Source organism: Sphingomonas sp. 1F27F7B, from assembly GCF_005503355.1.
GTDB lineage: Bacteria > Pseudomonadota > Alphaproteobacteria > Sphingomonadales > Sphingomonadaceae > Sphingomonas.
In genome coordinates this window covers 176,884-193,015 of sequence record NZ_SCMK01000003.1, presented here as the reverse complement: position 1 = coordinate 193,015, position 16,132 = coordinate 176,884, and the positions used below count along the sequence as shown (strand labels likewise).

General features: G+C 66.8%; 23 protein-coding genes and 1 other RNA gene. 13 read left to right on the top strand and 11 right to left on the bottom strand.

What is annotated here, in order from left to right:
• Window positions 1-6: 6 nt before the first annotated feature.
• A complete protein-coding gene (locus FFS08_RS04110) occupies window positions 7-651 on the top strand; it encodes a histidine phosphotransferase family protein (RefSeq protein WP_137863328.1) in 645 nt (214 codons plus the stop codon).
• Window positions 652-699: 48 nt separating this feature from the next.
• Here FFS08_RS04110 and FFS08_RS04105 read toward each other — a convergent pair whose 3' ends face one another.
• A complete protein-coding gene (locus FFS08_RS04105) occupies window positions 700-2,049 on the bottom strand; it encodes a glycosyl hydrolase family 28-related protein (RefSeq protein WP_137863327.1) in 1,350 nt (449 codons plus the stop codon).
• A gap of 214 nt (window positions 2,050-2,263) precedes the next feature.
• Here FFS08_RS04105 and FFS08_RS04100 point away from each other — a divergent pair, with 214 nt between their 5' ends.
• The 11 genes from FFS08_RS04100 to FFS08_RS04050 all read left to right on the top strand — a co-directional run bounded on the left by FFS08_RS04100 (window position 2,264) and on the right by FFS08_RS04050 (window position 11,005).
• Entirely contained in the window at window positions 2,264-3,382 is a 1,119-nt protein-coding gene (locus tag FFS08_RS04100; RefSeq protein WP_212741954.1) for a serine hydrolase domain-containing protein, read from the top strand.
• A gap of 59 nt (window positions 3,383-3,441) precedes the next feature.
• A complete protein-coding gene (locus FFS08_RS04095) occupies window positions 3,442-5,766 on the top strand; it encodes a chemotaxis protein CheA (RefSeq protein ID WP_137863326.1) in 2,325 nt (774 codons plus the stop codon).
• Window positions 5,766-6,191 (top strand): chemotaxis protein CheW, encoded by a 426-nt coding sequence (locus FFS08_RS04090; RefSeq protein ID WP_137863325.1) that lies wholly within the window; start codon window positions 5,766-5,768, stop codon window positions 6,189-6,191. Before FFS08_RS04095 ends, FFS08_RS04090 begins: the two co-directional genes overlap by 1 nt.
• Before the next feature lie 80 nt (window positions 6,192-6,271).
• Window positions 6,272-6,637 (top strand): response regulator, encoded by a 366-nt coding sequence (locus FFS08_RS04085; protein ID WP_086129096.1) that lies wholly within the window; start codon window positions 6,272-6,274, stop codon window positions 6,635-6,637.
• A gap of 131 nt (window positions 6,638-6,768) precedes the next feature.
• Window positions 6,769-7,746 carry a chemotaxis protein CheB gene (locus tag FFS08_RS04080; protein WP_249341134.1) on the top strand — a complete coding sequence of 326 codons (978 nt, stop codon included), beginning with the start codon at window positions 6,769-6,771 and terminating at the stop codon, window positions 7,744-7,746.
• Complete coding sequence (locus FFS08_RS04075) at window positions 7,743-8,588, top strand: CheR family methyltransferase (protein WP_137863324.1); 846 nt, start codon at window positions 7,743-7,745, stop codon at window positions 8,586-8,588. Before FFS08_RS04080 ends, FFS08_RS04075 begins: the two co-directional genes overlap by 4 nt.
• Window positions 8,589-8,622: 34 nt before the next feature.
• Window positions 8,623-9,324 carry an N-acetylmuramoyl-L-alanine amidase gene (locus FFS08_RS04070; protein WP_137863323.1) on the top strand — a complete coding sequence of 234 codons (702 nt, stop codon included), beginning with the start codon at window positions 8,623-8,625 and terminating at the stop codon, window positions 9,322-9,324.
• A gap of 78 nt (window positions 9,325-9,402) precedes the next feature.
• Window positions 9,403-9,696: a hypothetical protein gene (locus FFS08_RS04065; protein ID WP_137863322.1), complete on the top strand. Its 294-nt coding sequence runs from the start codon at window positions 9,403-9,405 to the stop codon at window positions 9,694-9,696.
• A 40-nt stretch (window positions 9,697-9,736) separates the two neighbouring features.
• Window positions 9,737-10,102, top strand: an RNA gene (gene rnpB, locus FFS08_RS04060) — RNase P RNA component class A.
• 58 nt (window positions 10,103-10,160) lie between these two features.
• Window positions 10,161-10,697 carry a J domain-containing protein gene (locus FFS08_RS04055; RefSeq protein ID WP_137863321.1) on the top strand — a complete coding sequence of 179 codons (537 nt, stop codon included), beginning with the start codon at window positions 10,161-10,163 and terminating at the stop codon, window positions 10,695-10,697.
• Window positions 10,682-11,005: a (2Fe-2S) ferredoxin domain-containing protein gene (locus FFS08_RS04050; RefSeq protein ID WP_137863320.1), complete on the top strand. Its 324-nt coding sequence runs from the start codon at window positions 10,682-10,684 to the stop codon at window positions 11,003-11,005. Before FFS08_RS04055 ends, FFS08_RS04050 begins: the two co-directional genes overlap by 16 nt.
• Window positions 11,006-11,029: 24 nt before the next feature.
• On the opposite strand, the gene FFS08_RS04045 is transcribed toward FFS08_RS04050, so the two are convergent.
• The 10 genes from FFS08_RS04045 to pspA all read right to left on the bottom strand — a co-directional run bounded on the left by FFS08_RS04045 (window position 11,030) and on the right by pspA (window position 14,513).
• Window positions 11,030-11,437 (bottom strand): SufE family protein, encoded by a 408-nt coding sequence (locus FFS08_RS04045; RefSeq protein WP_137863319.1) that lies wholly within the window; start codon window positions 11,435-11,437, stop codon window positions 11,030-11,032.
• A 25-nt stretch (window positions 11,438-11,462) separates the two neighbouring features.
• Window positions 11,463-11,648, bottom strand: a complete 186-nt coding sequence (locus FFS08_RS04040; RefSeq protein WP_171012471.1) for a hypothetical protein — start codon at window positions 11,646-11,648, stop codon at window positions 11,463-11,465.
• An 86-nt stretch (window positions 11,649-11,734) separates the two neighbouring features.
• Window positions 11,735-12,010, bottom strand: a complete 276-nt coding sequence (locus tag FFS08_RS04035) for a hypothetical protein (RefSeq protein ID WP_137863317.1) — start codon at window positions 12,008-12,010, stop codon at window positions 11,735-11,737.
• 31 nt (window positions 12,011-12,041) lie between these two features.
• Window positions 12,042-12,167, bottom strand: a complete 126-nt coding sequence (locus FFS08_RS24190; RefSeq protein ID WP_283214630.1) for a hypothetical protein — start codon at window positions 12,165-12,167, stop codon at window positions 12,042-12,044.
• A gap of 50 nt (window positions 12,168-12,217) precedes the next feature.
• Entirely contained in the window at window positions 12,218-12,490 is a 273-nt protein-coding gene (locus FFS08_RS04030) for a hypothetical protein (RefSeq protein WP_171012470.1), read from the bottom strand.
• Between the two features lie 13 nt (window positions 12,491-12,503).
• Window positions 12,504-12,824, bottom strand: a complete 321-nt coding sequence (locus tag FFS08_RS04025) for a hypothetical protein (protein ID WP_137863316.1) — start codon at window positions 12,822-12,824, stop codon at window positions 12,504-12,506.
• Window positions 12,825-12,849: 25 nt separating this feature from the next.
• Window positions 12,850-13,158, bottom strand: a complete 309-nt coding sequence (locus FFS08_RS04020) for a hypothetical protein (RefSeq protein WP_137863315.1) — start codon at window positions 13,156-13,158, stop codon at window positions 12,850-12,852.
• A gap of 33 nt (window positions 13,159-13,191) precedes the next feature.
• Window positions 13,192-13,569 (bottom strand): envelope stress response membrane protein PspC, encoded by a 378-nt coding sequence (pspC, locus tag FFS08_RS04015; RefSeq protein WP_137863357.1) that lies wholly within the window; start codon window positions 13,567-13,569, stop codon window positions 13,192-13,194.
• On the bottom strand, window positions 13,569-13,841 hold the full coding sequence (gene pspB / locus FFS08_RS04010; RefSeq protein WP_137863314.1) for an envelope stress response membrane protein PspB: 273 nt from the start codon (window positions 13,839-13,841) through the stop codon (window positions 13,569-13,571). The genes pspC and pspB overlap by 1 nt, the downstream gene beginning before the upstream one ends.
• Before the next feature lie 3 nt (window positions 13,842-13,844).
• On the bottom strand, window positions 13,845-14,513 hold the full coding sequence (gene pspA, locus FFS08_RS04005) for a phage shock protein PspA (RefSeq protein WP_137863313.1): 669 nt from the start codon (window positions 14,511-14,513) through the stop codon (window positions 13,845-13,847).
• Between the two features lie 397 nt (window positions 14,514-14,910).
• On the opposite strand from pspA, the gene pspF reads away from it, so the two are divergent.
• Complete coding sequence (gene pspF / locus FFS08_RS04000; RefSeq protein WP_137863312.1) at window positions 14,911-15,954, top strand: phage shock protein operon transcriptional activator; 1,044 nt, start codon at window positions 14,911-14,913, stop codon at window positions 15,952-15,954.
• The last annotated feature ends 178 nt before the right edge of the window (window positions 15,955-16,132 follow it).

The following is a 16,132-nucleotide window of genomic DNA, read 5'->3' as shown; positions in this document are numbered from 1 at the left end:
AGCACGTTGAACATCAGCCCGACCGATTTCGCCAGCCTGCTCTGTTCGCGGCTCTGCCACGATCTGCTGAGCCCGGTGGGCGCGCTCAACAACGGGCTGGAGCTGCTCGCCGACGAGCATGACCCGGAGATGCGGGCCCGCTGCCTGGAACTGCTCAACGAGAGCGCCAAGGCGAGCGCCAACAAGCTGAAGTTCTTCCGTCTGGCCTTCGGCGCGGCGGGCGGGTTTGGCGAGACGGTCGACACGCGCGAGGCGCAGGCGGCGATCGAGGGGCTGTTCGGCGAGAACCACCGCGTCAATGTCGGCTGGATGGTCGAGGATCCGGTGCTGCCCAAGCAGGCGATCAAGGTGCTGATGAATCTGGCGCTGATCGGCGGCGACGCGCTGATCCGCGGCGGTCAGCTCGATATCGGTGCCGAGATCATCGATGGCCAGATCGAGATCGTCGTGCGCGCCGACGGCCCGCGCATCGTGCTCGATCCCGAGCTTCGCGGCGCCCTTGCCGGCGGCAAGGACGACATGCCGATCACGCCGCGCGCCGCGGCGGCCTATCTCATCCACGCGCTGGTCACCCAGGGCGGCGGCATGCTCCAGGTGAGCCCGCCCGATGCCGAGGTGCTGCTGTTCGGGGCGTCGTTCCGGGTAGGGTGAACGGCCACCCTCCCGATCCGGGGAAGGCAGCCGCTCCGAGAATGCAGGTTACCTCTCGTAGATCGCCACGCCGCGGAAATTGACCGTGGTGCCGGCGGCGAACGGCGAATTGTCGGCCTTGCGCGCGTACAGCATGCCATCGGTGTACGGAGCGAGGATGCCGGGGCTGTATGTCAGGCTACCTCCGCTGTCTTCGGTGACGAAGCCGTAGCATATCCTGGGCTGCGAGGGGGTAAGCCCCGCCGGCAAGGTTGCGGTGATCGCCGACGGCGTGCCGGCCGATGCCAGGACGACGGAGAAGTCGAGCTGAAGGATGGCCGTGGCGCCCTCCTGTCGGTAATCGGCAGTCGAAATGCTCGACGAGGCGACGCCCGAGCCGAGCGCAGCGAGAGTCGGGCTCCAGGAGCGGAATCCCGCGGAACCGCGCGACGCGCACTTGTTCTGGGCGTCATGCACGATGTCTTCGAACAGCATGCCTTCGATCGTCTGCCATTCGTTGATTTCGCCAAAGGCGCCGTTTTCGATCGAGACCGCGCCGATCACGGCCGAGTAGATCCTGGGGTTCGTGATGACGAAGCCCTGCACGGCCGGGCCATTCATTCGCACGGCCTTGGCGGAGTTTTGATCGGTGGAGAAGCGCGGGTTGCGCAAGCCGGTGTGGATCACCGCCCCGCCGCGTGCCGTACCATCGCCTGCCACGAACTGATGGGCAGTTGTGCCGGCGGCGTGATTGTGTTCCCACCAGCAGCTGTCGAAGATGATCTGTTCCAAATGGCCCCCGGCGGACGGCAGGAGCAGCGTTCCCTCCTCTCCGGAACTCTCGAAATCGCAATTGGTGAACAGGATGTTCCACCCGTCGATCAGCTTGGCGCCCTGGGTTTCCGCCTCGTTGAACACGCAGGAATCGAAATGGAGGGTGGTCGGGAACAGATCCGTCACCTTCTCGAGGAGCAGGTTCAGGGTATTCTTCTCGGAAGTGAACTTGCGGATGGTCGATTTGAGCAGATCGCCCACGCGCAGGCCCACGCCGTCGGTGCCTTTGAAGTTCGCCACTCGAACGCCGTCGATCTGAACCGCACTGGACGTTTGCCCCAGGAACAGCCCCGTGGCGCCGGACGTCGCGGAACCGTCGATTTGGAACGACGCCAGCTTCGCGGGGTAGTTTACGCCTCCGGCAATGGACAGCGCCGTAGTGACACCCGATGTCGGCTTGAGGATCGCGTGATACTCGCTCTCGCCGATAATCTGTGCGCAGACCGGCGGATCGAGCTCGTCGTGGCGATAGCATCCCTTCGGAATGTAGATGCTGTGCCCGGTTTGCGAAAATGCGGCGTTGAGCGCCGCGGTGTCGTCAGTCGTGCCGTCACCCACGGCGCCGAAATCCTTGACTGAGATCATCCTCGAATCCTCCGTGCAATGGTCCTGAAATCCGTGCCGAGGCTCGGCATCGAACTGGAACAAAAGAGGAACTATGGGGCAGAATCCTACATTGCCATCCCCAAATCGCGTGGCGCCGGACCGGAGCGCGCCGGGAAGAATTGACTACAGTTGTAGTTGATCGCTGGACCCCGGCATGACATGTTCGCGGTTTCCGGGGACGTGGGAGATGCGCATGCGTTGCTTGAAGATCGCGGCGGCGATGCTGGCGCTCGGGGTGTCGATGCCCCGCGCGGCGCAATCCCAAGGCAATCCGGCCTATCATGACCTGGTGGATGCGCGTGAAGGCTTCAACGGTGTCGTGCTGGTGGGCACCGGCAAGCAGGTGCGCTTCGTCGAGGGAATCGGCCGGGCCGATGCCGCGAATGGCGTGCCGATGCTGGCGAACACTCGGTTCGAGACCGGATCGGTGTCCAAATGGATCGCCTCGATCGTCGTCCTCAAGCTGGTGGACCAGGGCAGGCTGGATCTCGACACGCCAATCACCCGCTATCTGCCCGACTATCGCGCCGACACTGGCGCACGCCTCACGCTCCGGCGGTTGCTGAGCCATTCGAGCGGCGTGCCCAACGATATCCAGGCGGCGCGCAAGGATCCCGCGACGCGCGGTATCGAGATGGACCAGATGGCGGCGGTGCGGCGCTACGCCAGTGGCGACCTCGCCTTCGCACCCGGCACCGAATGGGATTATTCGCACTCCAACTGGCTGATCGCCAAGGCGATCGTCGAGCGAGTCTCCGGCCAGCCCTATGCCGCGCTGGTCGACCGGCTGCTGGTCAGGCCGCTCGGGCTGAAGGACAGCGGCATCTACCACGGCGATTCCGGTGCGGTGAGGGGGATGGCGCAGGGCTATGCCGGGCTGCTCCCCGAGCCGGTGCGCAAATCCAATCCGGTGCCGGATTTCATGGCGATGGCGGGCGGCTACTATACTAGCGCACCCGACCTGATGAAGCTGATGGACGCAGTGCTTGATGGCAAGCTGCTCAGTGCGGCCGCGCGCAAGGCGTTGATGACGACTCTGATGCCCGATCAGCATTATGCCCTTGGCGGCCGGGTGCGGACCGAGAGGATCGGGGGCGTGGAGCGCGAGGCGGCCTGGGAGGATGGCTCGAACGGCGGTTTCCGCATGCTCGCCCGTCGCGTGCTCGCCGACGGGCACACGGTGATCGTTTTCACCAATGCAAGCTACGACTATCGGGAGCTCGGCGACCTCGGTACCGCACTGCTCGATGCGAGCTATGGCGCCGGGGAGCAGATGTCGCGATGCGCGACCGGCTGTTTCTCCGAGCACTAACGCCCTTTTAACCACCCATCCCGCAGAACGGCCCCGCAAATTTGCTTTTCCGGGGCCCCATGGACGACCTGCTGCAGGAATTCATCGCCGAGACGCGCGAGACGCTCGAAGCGCTTTCGGGCGAGATCGTCGCGTGGGAGGCGCATCCCGCGGACCGCGCCAGGCTCGATGCGATCTTCCGCTTCGTGCACACGGTGAAGGGAAGCTGCGGCTTTCTCGACCTGCCGCGTCTCGGCCGGCTCAGCCATGCTGCCGAGGACGTGCTGGCCCAGGTGCGCGAGGGCAGGCGGGCGCCCGATCGCGGGCTGGTCAACGCGGTGCTCGCGGTGGTCGACCGGATCGGCGAGCTGGTGGAAGCGATCGAATCGGGCACGAGCCTGGATGACAGCGGCGACGATCTGCTGGTTGCCGCGCTGGCCGAGGGTGCCGAGGAAATCGCGCATGCCGGCCCGATCGTCAGCCGCGCACCTTCGCGCAGCGTGCGCCTCAACGTCGACCTGCTCGACCGGATGATGTCCGGCATGTCGGACATGGTGCTTGCCCGCAACGAGCTGGCCCGCCGGCTGCGGAACGGCGAGATCGATCCCGCGATCGAAGCGGCGCTCGAGCGCCTGTCGCTCACCGTGGGCGAGATGCGCGACACGGTGACACGCACCCGCATGCAGAAGATCGACGCGCTCTTCTCCGCGCTGCCGCGCATGGTGCGCGACACGGCGGCGGGGCTGGGCAAGTCGGTGATGCTCCAGATCGACGGTTCGGACGTCGAGCTCGACCGCGAGATGATCGAAGTGATGCGCGACCCGCTGGTCCATATCATCCGCAACTCGATCGACCACGGCGTCGAGACGCCGGCCGAGCGCCGCGCGGCCGGCAAGCGCGAGAATGGCCGGCTGTCGGTCTCCGCGCGCCAGTCGGGCAACCAGATCATCATCGAGATCGCGGACGATGGCCGCGGCATCGATACCGAGCGGCTGATCCAGAAGCTCGCCGCCAATGGCCGCGACGAGGCCAAGCTGCGCAGCCTTTCGGCGCGCGCCAAGCTCGACCTGGTGTTCGAGCCGGGGCTGTCGTCCAGGGACGTGGTGACCGAGATTTCGGGCCGGGGCGTGGGCATGGACGTGGTGCGCGCCGCGATCGAGCAGATCGGCGGGCGCGTCGAGCTCGACAGCACGCCGGGCAAGGGTCTGCGCATCGCTATCCATGTGCCGCTGACGCTCTCGATCATCTCGACGATCGTGGTCGGGGTGGACGGCCAGCGCTTCGCCATTCCGCGCCAGTCGATCGAAGAGATCGTCACCGAGCGGGGCGAGGCGATCCGCGTCGATCTGGTCGGCGGCTCCCCGGTGGCGACCGTGCGCGAGCGCCGCATGCCGTTGATCCATCTCGCCGACATGCTCGGCCTCCCTGCCGCCGTCGCGCGCGACGAGGGCAGCCAGATGCTCGCCATCGTCAGCGTCAGCGAGGGCAGCTATGCGCTCGCGGTCGATACGGTGCTGGACAATGAGGAACTGGTGATCAAGCCGGCCTCGCCCGCGGTGATGTCGACCGGCCTCTATGCCGGCCAGACGCTGCCGGATTCGGGCCTGCCGATGCTGCTGCTCGATTGCGCCGGCATGGCCAAGGCGGCGAGCCTGGATTTCAGCCGCGACGCCCAGCAGATCTTCGAGGAGGAAGAGGAGGCCGAGGCCGCGCCGGGCCTGCCCGCCTTGCTGTTCCGCGACCTGGACGGCGTGCGCCGCGCGGTGCCGCTGGCGGCGGTCGACCGGGTGGAGCAGGTCGATGCCGGCAATGTCCGCTTCGCCGCCGGCCGTTTCCGGGTGACGATCGACGACCGCATCCTGCCGCTTGCCGCGCATGGCGACCTGGACGGACTGGAGCGGATCAACGTGCTGCGCCTGAAGGACGGCACCAACGAAGTCAGCTATGCGATCGACGAAGCCGCCGACATCGTGATGCTGCCCGAAGAGATCGCGCCGGCCCGCGAGCCGGGGCCGATCGCCGGCGTGGTGCTGGTGGAGGGCGAGCAGATCGAACTGGTCGACATGCTGTGGATCTTCGACGAGCATGCCGAGCGCGACGTGGAGGACAGCCCGCCGCTCTGCCTGATCGCGGGCGACGACGATGGCTGGATGGCCTCGTTCGTAAAGCCTCTGCTGGAGGCGTCGGGCTACCGCGTCGCGCTTCGTCTGGCGCCGGGCGAGACTCCCGCCGTGATCCTCTCGACCGAGGAGGGCCAGGAGACTGTCGCCGTGCCGGCGCCGATCGTCCGGCTGCGAAAGAAGCGCGCTGCGGGCGGCTCGGGCGACGACAGCGTCTATAGATATGATCGTGCGGGATTGCTTTCCGCGCTCGAAGCCCGGGTTTCCGGCAAGGCAGGTCGCTGATGTCGCATCTCTATCTCATTGCCCAGATCGCCGGGCGCGCCGTGGCGATCGATTCCGAGCAGGTGGAATCGGTGGTCGATATCGGCGAGGTGACGGCGGTGCCGCGTGCCTCAGCGCATGTCCGCGGCCTGGCCGCGCTGCGCAGCCGGGTGGTGACGGTGGTCGACACCCAGTCGGCGCTCGGCATGGCGGGCGGCAGCCCGGCGCGCCGCGCGGTGATCACGCATGTCGAGGGGCATCACTATGCGATGCTGGTCGATGCGCTCGACGATGTCGCGCCGTTCGACCTGCTGCCGCTCGCGCATGGCGTGACGCTCGACCCCGCCTGGCGCGGGGCCGGGCGGGGGATCGTCGAGCGCGACGGAGAGCCGATCCTCGCGATCGACCTCGCCAGCCTGGTGCCCGGCCATGCCGGGCCGAATTAATCTGGCGATTAACGTGGCGCTTACGCCTTTCGTGCACTGTCCACTCCACCTAGAGCGCTGAAAGCGGGGAACAGGGGAAAATGAAGACTTGTCTGGTCGTCGACGATTCCAAGGTGATCCGGAAGGTCGCCCGGCACATCCTGGAAACGCTCGACTTCGAAGTGCGCGAGGCCGGTGACGGCCGCGAGGCGCTCGACTCCTGCCTGCAGACGCCGCCGGACGTGATCCTGCTCGACTGGAACATGCCCGTGATGAGCGGCATGGACTTCCTGCGCGCGCTCAAGGATTCCGGGCTGCCGCAACGCCCGAAGGTGGTATTCTGCACCACCGAGAACGGCATGGCCTATATCCGCGCCGCCATCGAGGCCGGTGCCGACGAATATGTCATGAAGCCGTTCGACCGCGAGACGCTGGAAAGCAAGCTGCAGATCGTCGGCGTCGCCTGAGCGGCGCACTCAAGGAGCCACATGTGGCGCACGCATCTCTTGCGGACACCGGGTTCGGCGGCACTCCCGCCGGGCCGGCGCAGGTACTGATCGTCGACGATTCGGTCGTCGCGCGATCGGTGCTGGGGCGAATGGTGGAAGGCACGCGGCGTTTCCGCGTCGCCGCCGCCTATAGCGATGTGCGCGCGGCGCTCGACTATCTCAAGACGCACAGCGTCGACATCATCCTGCTCGATATCGAGATGCCGGGGATCGACGGCATCACCGCACTGCCCGACATGATCGCGGCCGGGCGGGGTGCCAAGGTGCTGATCGTCTCCTCGGCGGCCGAACAGGGCGCGGCGGTGACTGTGCAGGCACTGGCGCTGGGCGCGGCGGACACGCTGGTGAAGCCCGGTATCGGCGCCTTTGGGGGGCGCTTCGCCGAAGTGCTCGAGGAGCGGCTCTCGCGCCTGCTCGAGGCGCATGCGCATGCGCAACCCGAGCCGGCGGCCCCGCAGGCGCATTATCAGTTCCCGGCCCAGGCGCCGGAGGATTTCGACGTGGTCGCGATCGGCGCCTCGACCGGCGGCATCCATGCGCTCAGCCAGCTGTTGCGCGCCCTCCCGGCGGGCTTCCAGGTGCCGATATTGGTGACGCAGCACCTGCCGGTCTCGTTCATGAGCTATTTCGCCGCGCAACTCGCCGTGCTCGGCGGGCGACCCTGCGAAGTCGCGACCGACCGCATGCGCATCCGGCCGGGCCGGATCATCGTTGCCCCGGGCGATGCGCATCTGCGCGTAGTCCGCACTTCCGACGGCGCGGCGATCCGCCTGACCCATGAAAAGGCGTCGAGCGGCTGCATGCCCTCGGTCGATCCGATGTTCGAGAGCGTCGCCGAAGTGTTCGGGAGCCGCGCGCTCGGCGTGGTGCTGAGCGGCATGGGCCGCGATGGCTGCGAAGGGGCCAGGGGCCTGGTCGATGCCGGTGCGCGCGTGCTGGCGCAGGATCGCGCCAGCTCGGTGGTGTGGGGCATGCCCGGCGCGGTGGCCAATGCAGGCCGCGCGAGCGCGATATTGCCGCCGGACGAGATCGGGCGGCTGATCGCCCGCGGCGGAGGCGGGGCATGATCCCGGGCTCCACGCCGATCGCCTCGGCAGGCGCGATGAACATGATCGCGGCGCTGCTCGAGCAGCGGGCCGGCCAGCAGATCGCGGCGAACCGCACCTGGCGGATCGAAACCGCATTGAAGCCGATCCTGCGCGCGCGCGGGCTGGCCAGCCTGGACGAACTGGTGGCCCAGCTCATCGCGGCGCGAACGGGGGAACTGGCCGATCTGGTGGTCGATGCACTGCTCAACCAGGAGACCAGCTTCTTCCGCGACGCAGCCGTGCTCGACATGATCGTGGACGCAGCAGAGGCGATGCAGGCCGAGATCGGTACTCGCCGGCTGCGCATCTGGTCCGCCGGCTGCTCGACGGGGCAGGAGCCGCTGAGCCTCGCCATGCTCTTCTCCGAGCGGGGGCTGCCCGATCCCGAGATCGTGGCGACCGACGTCTCGCCGGCGGCGCTGGCGCGCGCCCGGAGCGGCCGCTTCTCGCAGTTCGAGATTCAGCGCGGCCTGCCCGTGCGCCGGATGATGACCTGGTTCGACACCGTGGGCGCCGACTGGGCCGCCAAGCCCGAACTGGTCCGCAAGCTGCAGTTCCGCCAGCACAACCTGACTCTCGATCCCGCCCCGGCGGGCATGTTCGACATCATCCTGTGCCGCAACGTGATGCTCTATTTCTCGCTCGCGGTACGCCGCAAGGTGTTCGACAGCCTGGCTTCGGCGATGCGGCCCGGCGGGCTGCTCGCACTGGGTGCGGGCGAGACGGTGATCGGCCAGACCGATCATTTCACGCCCTGCGAGCGCTATCGCGGCTTCTATCGCCCGGTCGATGGGCCGGGGACGCTGCGCGCGGCGGGTTGATTGCGGCGGCCTTGCCCGGCTAGCGTCGTGCACGATGTTCAACGGCCTGGCCTTTCTCGACGCGCCTTCGCCCAATTTCGACGAGCGGGCGCTGCCGGTCACCATGATCGTGCTGCACTATACCGGCATGGAGAGCGCGGCGGCTGCGCTCGACCGGCTGCGCGATCCCGCGGCGAAGGTCTCCGCCCATTATCTGGTCGACGAGGACGGCACGATCCGACGGCTGGTGCCGGAGGAGAAGCGCGCCTGGCATGCCGGCCGCTCGCACTGGCGCGGGATCACGGACGTGAATTCCGCCTCGATCGGCATCGAGATCGTCAATCCCGGCCATGAGCATGGCTATCGTCCGTTCCCGGCCGAGCAGATGGGCGCGCTGATCCCGCTCGTCGCCGAGATCAAGGCGCGCTACGGTATCACGCGCGGCGACGTTGTCGGCCATTCGGACGTGGCGCCGGCGCGCAAGCAGGATCCGGGCGAGCTGTTCAACTGGCATGCGCTCGCCCGGCTGCGCCTGGCACTGCCCCGGCCCACGAAGAACCTGATGGACCCCGGCTGGCCGGACGCCGGCTTCATCATGGCGCTCGAGCGCTTCGGCTATGATGTGAGCGACGAGCAGGCCGCGGTGATCGCCTTCCAGCGCCGCTTCCGTCCCGAGATGATCGATGGCGAGATCGACATGGAGTGCCGCTGCCTCCTGCTCGCCCTGCTGCTGCCCAAGCCCCAGGGGGACGAATAGTTACGCGGCCGTCCACCATTCCCATGCAGGGTTCTGCAAGTATAGGATGATCTATAGGAAGGGGGAGGTGGTTTCGTCTTGAGCAATATCGGTTCGATATCGCTGGGCCCGGTCCAGGCCTATCTTTCCGGCGTTGCCCGCGCCGATGCGCGGGGCGGGGTGCCCGCTTCCGTCAACATCCCCACCGTCAGCGAGGCGACCGAAGCCGTGCAGCGGATCGCGCAGGTGCGCGGAGCCGATGGCGTGGTCGGCCTGGGATCGGATTATCGCAAGACGGCACTCGCCTCGGGCCTGAACGTGATGTGGCGCGTCGAGGTGATGGCCTGGGGCACCGCCGTGCTGCGCGCCGCCGAACCACGCGAGGCGCCGTGAGCCCTTGCAGTCGCGCGCGGGGGCGCTAGAGCGGTCTGCGCCAGAGGGTTGGGCGGCCGCGGGTGCGCAAGCACGCGAGGAAAGTCCGGGCTCCACGGAAACACGGTGCCGGGTAATGCCCGGCGGGGGCGACCCCAGGGAAAGTGCCACAGAGAGCAGACCGCCTACCTCCCTCGGGAGCGGCAAGGGTGAAAGGGTGCGGCAAGAGCGCACCGCGCGACCGGCAACGGAAGCGGCATGGCAAACCCCACCGGGAGCAAGACCGAATAGGGGCGGCGCATGGGCCTGGTTCCGGCCCGTCGCCCGGGTTGGTTGCTGGAGCGGCGGAGCGATCCGTCGCCTAGAGGAATGGTCGCACATCGCCGTCAGGCGAGGACAGAACCCGGCTTATAGACCCTCTGGCATTTCACCCGGCGAAGCGGAGTCGCGCTTGCGCCGCCCGAACGAGGGGCTATCTGGGCGGCATGGCAAGGCAGACGCGATCGACCGACTGGGGATTCCCGCGCTGGCGCGCATATGGCGCCGAGCGCGAGACCGTGAAGGTGCGCCTGTGCGATCGCCATGGCTGCGAGCAGCCGGGCGACCGGCCCGCGCCCAAATCGCCCAACAGCCGCGAGCGCTGGTATTTCTGCGAGACGCATGCCGCCGAATATAATCGCAACTGGGACTATTTCGCCGGGCTGACCGCGGAGGAAGCGGCCAAGCGCGAGGCGGACGAGCGGCGCGACGCGTCGGGCTTTGCCGAGGCCAAGTATAATGGCTGGGCCGGGCCGGGCGACGGCAGCCGCTCGCGTGATGAAATGCGCGCGCTCGAAGTGCTCGAGCTCGAAGTCGATGCGGATTTCGAAGCGGTACGCGGGGCGTGGCGGCGGCTCGCCAAGGTGAATCATCCTGATGTGAAGCCGGGCGATGCCGAAGCCGCCCAGCGCTTCCAGGCGATCCAGGCGGCCTATGACGTGCTCAAGGCCGCCGAGGAACGGCGGACATGGAAGGGCGATTGAAGCTTCGCGTTCCCTCCAACTGGGATCGGACCGTCCTCGTCTGCGCGAAATGCTCGAAGAAGCTGAAGGGCGGCTTCGGATCCAAGGGACGTACCCCGCTCGCCAAGGCGCTGCGCAAGCATCTCGGATTGAAGAAGGGGCGCCAGGCCGAGTTGGGGATCGTCGAGGCGAAGTGCATGGGCGCCTGCCCGCGCGGCGCCGTGACGGTGGTCGATGCCGGCGGCCCTAGGGAATGGCTGATCGTGCCGAAGGGGACGGAGCTGGACGTGGTGGCGGAGGAACTGGGGCTGGGGCGCAACCTGTCCTAGCAGTCACTCGACATCCGCGAGAATTCAGCCCGCATAGCGCCGCGCCGTCTCGCGTACCAAGGCGATCATGTTCGGGATGCCCTGGGTCCGGTTCGAGCTGAGCTGGTTCCTGAGATCGAAGGGCGCCAGCGCGGCTTCGATATCCGTCGCCAATATCTCGGCCGGAGCCTTGTCCTGCACCGTGAGCAGCACCAGCGCGATGATGCCCTTGGTGATCGCCGCGTTCGAATCGGCGAGGAAGTGGAGCCGGCCGTCGTCGCGCCTGGTGGGGTAGACCCACACCGCGGCGGAACAGCCGCGGACCAGCGTGGCGTCGGTCTTGAGCGCATCGGGCATTTCCTCCAGCCCGCGGCCCAGATCGATCAGCAGGCGATAGCGGTCATCGGGTTCGAGGAACGCATATTCGTCCTGCAGGTCGGCGAGGCTGGTCATGCCCCGCCCGCTAGCCGGGTGGACCTCAGAGGTCCACCCCGGCCGCGATCGCTTCGAGCTTGCGGATGCGCTCCTTGAGATCGGCGATCTCGATCCGCGAGGCCGCGGTGGGCATCGCCGGCGCCGCTTGCGGCGCGTGGTGCGCATCCAGCTCCTGGTGCTTCAGGGCCAGCCAGCCGCGCCAGCCCGAAAGCCCGGCGGCGACGACCATGCCCAGCCCGGCTAGGCCGGATAGGGCGAGAGTGAGGTAGAGAGTCGGATCCTGGGTCACGTCATGCCTCCCTTGGTCTGACGCATTCAGTTCTTGTCGCGCAGCGATTCGATCTCGCGGTCGAGACGAAGGCTGCCTTCGGTGTCGGTGATCACGCGCTCGAGGACCTGGACACGCTCCTTGAGCGCGCGGATCTCGTCGCGGAGCCGGGCATTGTCGGCGGCGGAGGCGGCTTCCGCGGCGGCGCTGCCGCGATGGACCTCGTTGCCGTCCTTGTCCTTGTGGATGCCGTAGCGCGCCTTGAGCACGCTGCCGATCGTGACGATCACGATAATCGCGAAAACCATCTCGAACGGGTTCATTCCACTACTCCTTCAAACGCGCTTCGGCGGATCAGTTCTGCTGGGCGGCCCGGGCGAGCCGCTCGGCGCGGCGGACGGGGCGGTCCCGCTTTTCGGCGAGGACAATAGCTCCCCCGCACAGTGCCGCCAGCACTGCGAAAATTATGATGGCAATCATGTCGGACTTTCCTCTTACTGGCGGCGCACGGTGCGCCGCGTGGGAACGCTTCAGTTCAGCGGCGGAGCATCCCGCAGCTTCTCGATCTCGTCGGAGAGGTCGATGCCCTTGTCGGTCACGATCCGCTCCAGCACCCGGACCCGCTGTTCGAGCCGTTCGGTCTGGGCCGCATATTGGGCGGCCTTTTCAGCGACCATCTGCGCCTCGAGCTCCAGCTTGCGCTGCTGCAGCGCGATCCAGGGCTTGATGAACACGCCACCCAATATCGCGACCAATCCACAGGTGATGCCCAGGATCGGGATGAGCAGGGGGCTGATCTCCATCATCGATACCTCCTCAGTTGCGCTGGCCGCGCAGCTGCTCGATCTCGCGGTCGAGCATGTGCGCACCGTCGGTCACGATCCGCTCGACATTGGCGAGCCGGTCCTTGACCGCGCCCAGTTCGGCGCGAAGCTGGGCATTTTCCTGGCTCAGGAGCTTGATCCGCTCCATCGCCTCGTCGTTCTTCTGCGGGTAGATCGCCTGGCCCCAGCTGCCGTCGAGGGGGTAGCCATGCCGCATTCGCATCCAGGTGTTGAACACCCAGCCGAGGATCGCCGCGATGCCGACGATGGTGACCACCGGGGCGAAGGCGGTGAAGAGTTGAACCTTTTCCATCTCCATTCTCTCCTTCGGCCTTCGTTCAGCGCAGATTGTCTATTTCGCGGGCCACCCGCTCGGCGGGATCGGTGGCGATCCGTTCCAGAACCGCGATCCGCTCCTCCAGCCGGCTGATCTGTCCGGTCAGGCGCTCATTCTCCGAGGCGAGCAGCGCGATCTTGCGGTCTGCCTCCAGGTCTCCCTTCTGGCCCCGGAAGCTGCGGCGGCCGCGGCGACCATCCTCATCCTCGATCGGGTAGCCGTGCTTGGCGCGGACCCAGGTCTGGAAGGCCCGGGACGCCATCACCGCAGCGACGATCAGTACCGGTACCAGCCAACTCAACTCCCTCATTTCATCCTCCCTGTTGACGGCCTGGCGATGGGCTCAGCGCAGGCTGTCGATCTCGTCGGCGAGCCGGGTGTTGCGGCTCGTATAGTACATCTCGATATCGGCCAGGCGGCGGTCGATGTCGCGGAACTTCGAGCGGACCTCGGTGGTCGTGCGCGTCGGGTTCGAGCGGACACCCTGCCAGAACTTGGCTTCCTCAGGACCCTCGTAGAGCCCATAGGGCTTGGCCGGGGCCAGCCAGGCGATCAGCAGATAGGCGACCAGACCCATCGGGAAGGTGCTGAAGGTGACCAGCACCATGCCGAGGCGGAGCCAGATCACGTCGATCCCGGTATAATCCGCCAGGCCCGAACACACGCCCAGCCACTTGCCGTTGGCCTTGTCGAGGTAGAATTTGGTGCGGCTCGACATGATCAGTTCCTCCTGGAAATGTCGTAGGGGCTCTGTTCGGGGCGAACGTCGCGGACAGGGCGGAAATCGGGGTTGTCGGCGGCAATGATCCGCTCGATCGTGAGCAGGCGCTCCTCGAGCTGGCGAGCGGTGTAGTGCAGCTCGTCGAGCAGCTTCTCGTCCTCGTTGGTGATCGTGCCCGACTGCTTCCACTTGGTGATGTAGTGCATGATCACCCAGGGGAGCCCGATGAAGAGCATCCCGACGATGACGATGGGAAGGAAGACGTCTTCCATCGCTTACTCTCCCTTGCCGAGGCGCTTCTTCAGGGCTTCGAGTTCGGCATCCACCTTCTCCGACGAGCGGAGTTCGGCGATTTCCTCGTCGAGCGTCTTGGGCGCGGCGCCCAGGCCGGCGGCATCGGCGCGGCCCTCGGCCAGGTCGACCCGGCGTTCCAGCACGTCGAAGCGCGAGAAGGCGTCCTGCATGCGGCTGCCATTGGTCATCTCGCGCAGGCGCACCCGGTTGTTGGCGCTCTCCATGCGAGTGACGATCGAGTTCTGGCGGGCACGGGCCTCGCGCAGCTTGGTCTGGAGCTTGTTGATGTCCTCCTCCGAAGCGCGCAGCGCCTCGTCGAGCACCGAAATCTCTTCCGAAAGCTGCTCGCACATGTCGACGGCCTTCTGCTTCTCGACCAGCGCGGCCTTGGCCAGATCCTCGCGGCCCTTCGAGAGCGCCAGCTCCGCCTTCTCGGTCCAGCTCTCCTGGAGCTTCTCGAGCTTGGCGATGTGGCGGCGCATCTCCTTCTGGTCCGCGATGGTGCGGGCCGCGGAAGCGCGGACCTCGACCAGGGTTTCCTCCATTTCGAGGATGATCATGCGGACCATCTTCGCCGGGTCCTCCGCCTTGTCGAGCAGATCGGTGACGTTCGCGGCGATGATGTCCCGGGTTCGCGAGAAGATACCCATTTCGTAGTTACTCCTTCGTTTCTGTTTCCCGCCGGGAGGAGCCTAGGGGGTGGCCCCTCCCGGTGGGTTTCCGCTCGCGAGGGGTAGCGAGCGGGGGGACCCTGTTTTCGTTCAGGCCATCACCGGTCCGACCGTGCCGGCCATGATGACCAGGCTGGCGGCTACCGAAAGAGCCACCGAGAAGAGGGCGTTGCGGTAGTAGACGGCGTTGGCGTTCATGTTCCTGTTCCCTGAACCTTGGTGTTTATCCGGGCCCGTCAGCGGGCTTGCTCTAAGCACTGCAGGGGGCGTGCCAATTTATGAAAACCGCAGAAATCTGCCGTTTTTGCCATTCATTCGGCATTCAGGTGCGGGATTGCACTTGCCAAGTGTTGGGAAAATACACCAAGGATTTGGCATGGAGCGCATCACCCAGGTCATCGGCCAGTCCTCGGCATTCCTCGATGCGCTGGAACGTGCCAGCCGGGCGGCCGCGCTCGATCGCCCGGTGCTGGTGATCGGCGAGCGCGGCACCGGCAAGGAGCTGGTCGCCGAGCGCCTCCACCGCCTGTCCCCGCGCTGGGACCAGCCGCTCGTCACCATGAACTGCGCGGCCTTGCCCGAGACGCTGATCGAGGCCGAGCTGTTCGGCCATGAGGCGGGCGCCTTCACGGGTGCGACCAAGGCGCGGATAGGCCGGTTCGAGGAAGCGCATCGCGGCACGCTGTTCCTCGACGAGCTGGGCACGCTTTCGATGGGCGCGCAGGAGCGGCTGCTGCGTGCGGTGGAATATGGCGAAGTGACCCGGATCGGCTCGTCGCGGCCGGTGCAGGTCGATGTCCGCATCGTCGCGGCGACCAACGAGCATCTGCCCGATCGCGTGGAGAAGGGCAGCTTTCGTGCCGATCTGCTCGATCGGTTGAGCTTCGAAGTGGTGACGTTGCCGCCGCTCCGGCACCGCGGCGACGATGTCGAGGTGCTGGCGGAATTCTATGGCCGCCGCATGGCCAGCGAGATCGGCTGGGTCGACTGGCCGGGCTGGGGGCCGCACGCGCTCGACATCCTCACCAACTATGACTGGCCCGGCAATGTTCGCGAGTTGCGCAACGTCGTCGAGCGGGCCGTCTATCGCTGGGAACAGGACGGGCCGATCGACGCGATCGAGATCGATCCCTTCCAGTCGCCCTGGCGGATGCGCCCGATGCAAGGCAGCGCCTCGTCCGCGCCGGCGCCCGCCGCCGGGGCCGTCCTTGCACAGGCCTTGCTCGACGAGCAGCCCGCGATCGTTGCGGGGGCGACCGACTTCAAGGGCCGGGTGGCGCGCTTCGAGAGGGAGCTGCTCCAGCGCGCGCTCGCCGATCATCGGTTCAACCAGCGCGCCACGGCCGAGGCGCTGGGGCTCACCTATGACCAGCTTCGCCACGCACTGAAGCGGCATGAGCTGCTCCAGGCGGGGGGGTGACCTCGGCCCGTCGTCATCTCCATTCTACTCTTCGTCATCCCCGCGCAGGCGGGGATCCAGAGTTACAAAGGAGGTCACTCGGCTGCCCTGGATCCCCGCCTGCGCGGGGATGACGGCGTAAGACAAGCCCCTGCAAATCAAGCTAATGATTAGCGTTTGCAACAGTAATTCCGCCAAT

What these genes read in the sequence shown, in the direction of transcription:
- FFS08_RS24190 (WP_283214630.1), bottom strand. Translation starts at nt 12,167, where the DNA reads ATGATTGCCATCATAATTTTCGCAGTGCTGGCGGCACTGTGCGGGGGA.
- pspB (WP_137863314.1), bottom strand. Translation starts at nt 13,841, where the DNA reads ATGGAAGACGTCTTCCTTCCCATCGTCATCGTCGGGATGCTCTTCATC.
- pspF (WP_137863312.1), top strand. Translation starts at nt 14,911, where the DNA reads ATGGAGCGCATCACCCAGGTCATCGGCCAGTCCTCGGCATTCCTCGAT.
- FFS08_RS04040 (WP_171012471.1), bottom strand. Translation starts at nt 11,648, where the DNA reads ATGGTCGTCGCCGCCGGGCTTTCGGGCTGGCGCGGCTGGCTGGCCCTG.
- FFS08_RS04055 (WP_137863321.1), top strand. Translation starts at nt 10,161, where the DNA reads ATGGCAAGGCAGACGCGATCGACCGACTGGGGATTCCCGCGCTGGCGC.
- FFS08_RS04035 (WP_137863317.1), bottom strand. Translation starts at nt 12,010, where the DNA reads ATGAACCCGTTCGAGATGGTTTTCGCGATTATCGTGATCGTCACGATC.
- FFS08_RS04095 (WP_137863326.1), top strand. Translation starts at nt 3,442, where the DNA reads ATGGACGACCTGCTGCAGGAATTCATCGCCGAGACGCGCGAGACGCTC.
- FFS08_RS04030 (WP_171012470.1), bottom strand. Translation starts at nt 12,490, where the DNA reads ATGGAGATCAGCCCCCTGCTCATCCCGATCCTGGGCATCACCTGTGGA.
- FFS08_RS04020 (WP_137863315.1), bottom strand. Translation starts at nt 13,158, where the DNA reads ATGAGGGAGTTGAGTTGGCTGGTACCGGTACTGATCGTCGCTGCGGTG.
- FFS08_RS04085 (WP_086129096.1), top strand. Translation starts at nt 6,272, where the DNA reads ATGAAGACTTGTCTGGTCGTCGACGATTCCAAGGTGATCCGGAAGGTC.
- FFS08_RS04075 (WP_137863324.1), top strand. Translation starts at nt 7,743, where the DNA reads ATGATCCCGGGCTCCACGCCGATCGCCTCGGCAGGCGCGATGAACATG.
- FFS08_RS04050 (WP_137863320.1), top strand. Translation starts at nt 10,682, where the DNA reads ATGGAAGGGCGATTGAAGCTTCGCGTTCCCTCCAACTGGGATCGGACC.
- FFS08_RS04045 (WP_137863319.1), bottom strand. Translation starts at nt 11,437, where the DNA reads ATGACCAGCCTCGCCGACCTGCAGGACGAATATGCGTTCCTCGAACCC.
- FFS08_RS04070 (WP_137863323.1), top strand. Translation starts at nt 8,623, where the DNA reads ATGTTCAACGGCCTGGCCTTTCTCGACGCGCCTTCGCCCAATTTCGAC.
- pspA (WP_137863313.1), bottom strand. Translation starts at nt 14,513, where the DNA reads ATGGGTATCTTCTCGCGAACCCGGGACATCATCGCCGCGAACGTCACC.
- FFS08_RS04100 (WP_212741954.1), top strand. Translation starts at nt 2,264, where the DNA reads ATGCGTTGCTTGAAGATCGCGGCGGCGATGCTGGCGCTCGGGGTGTCG.
- FFS08_RS04105 (WP_137863327.1), bottom strand. Translation starts at nt 2,049, where the DNA reads ATGATCTCAGTCAAGGATTTCGGCGCCGTGGGTGACGGCACGACTGAC.
- FFS08_RS04090 (WP_137863325.1), top strand. Translation starts at nt 5,766, where the DNA reads ATGTCGCATCTCTATCTCATTGCCCAGATCGCCGGGCGCGCCGTGGCG.
- FFS08_RS04025 (WP_137863316.1), bottom strand. Translation starts at nt 12,824, where the DNA reads ATGGAAAAGGTTCAACTCTTCACCGCCTTCGCCCCGGTGGTCACCATC.
- FFS08_RS04080 (WP_249341134.1), top strand. Translation starts at nt 6,769, where the DNA reads ATGGTGGAAGGCACGCGGCGTTTCCGCGTCGCCGCCGCCTATAGCGAT.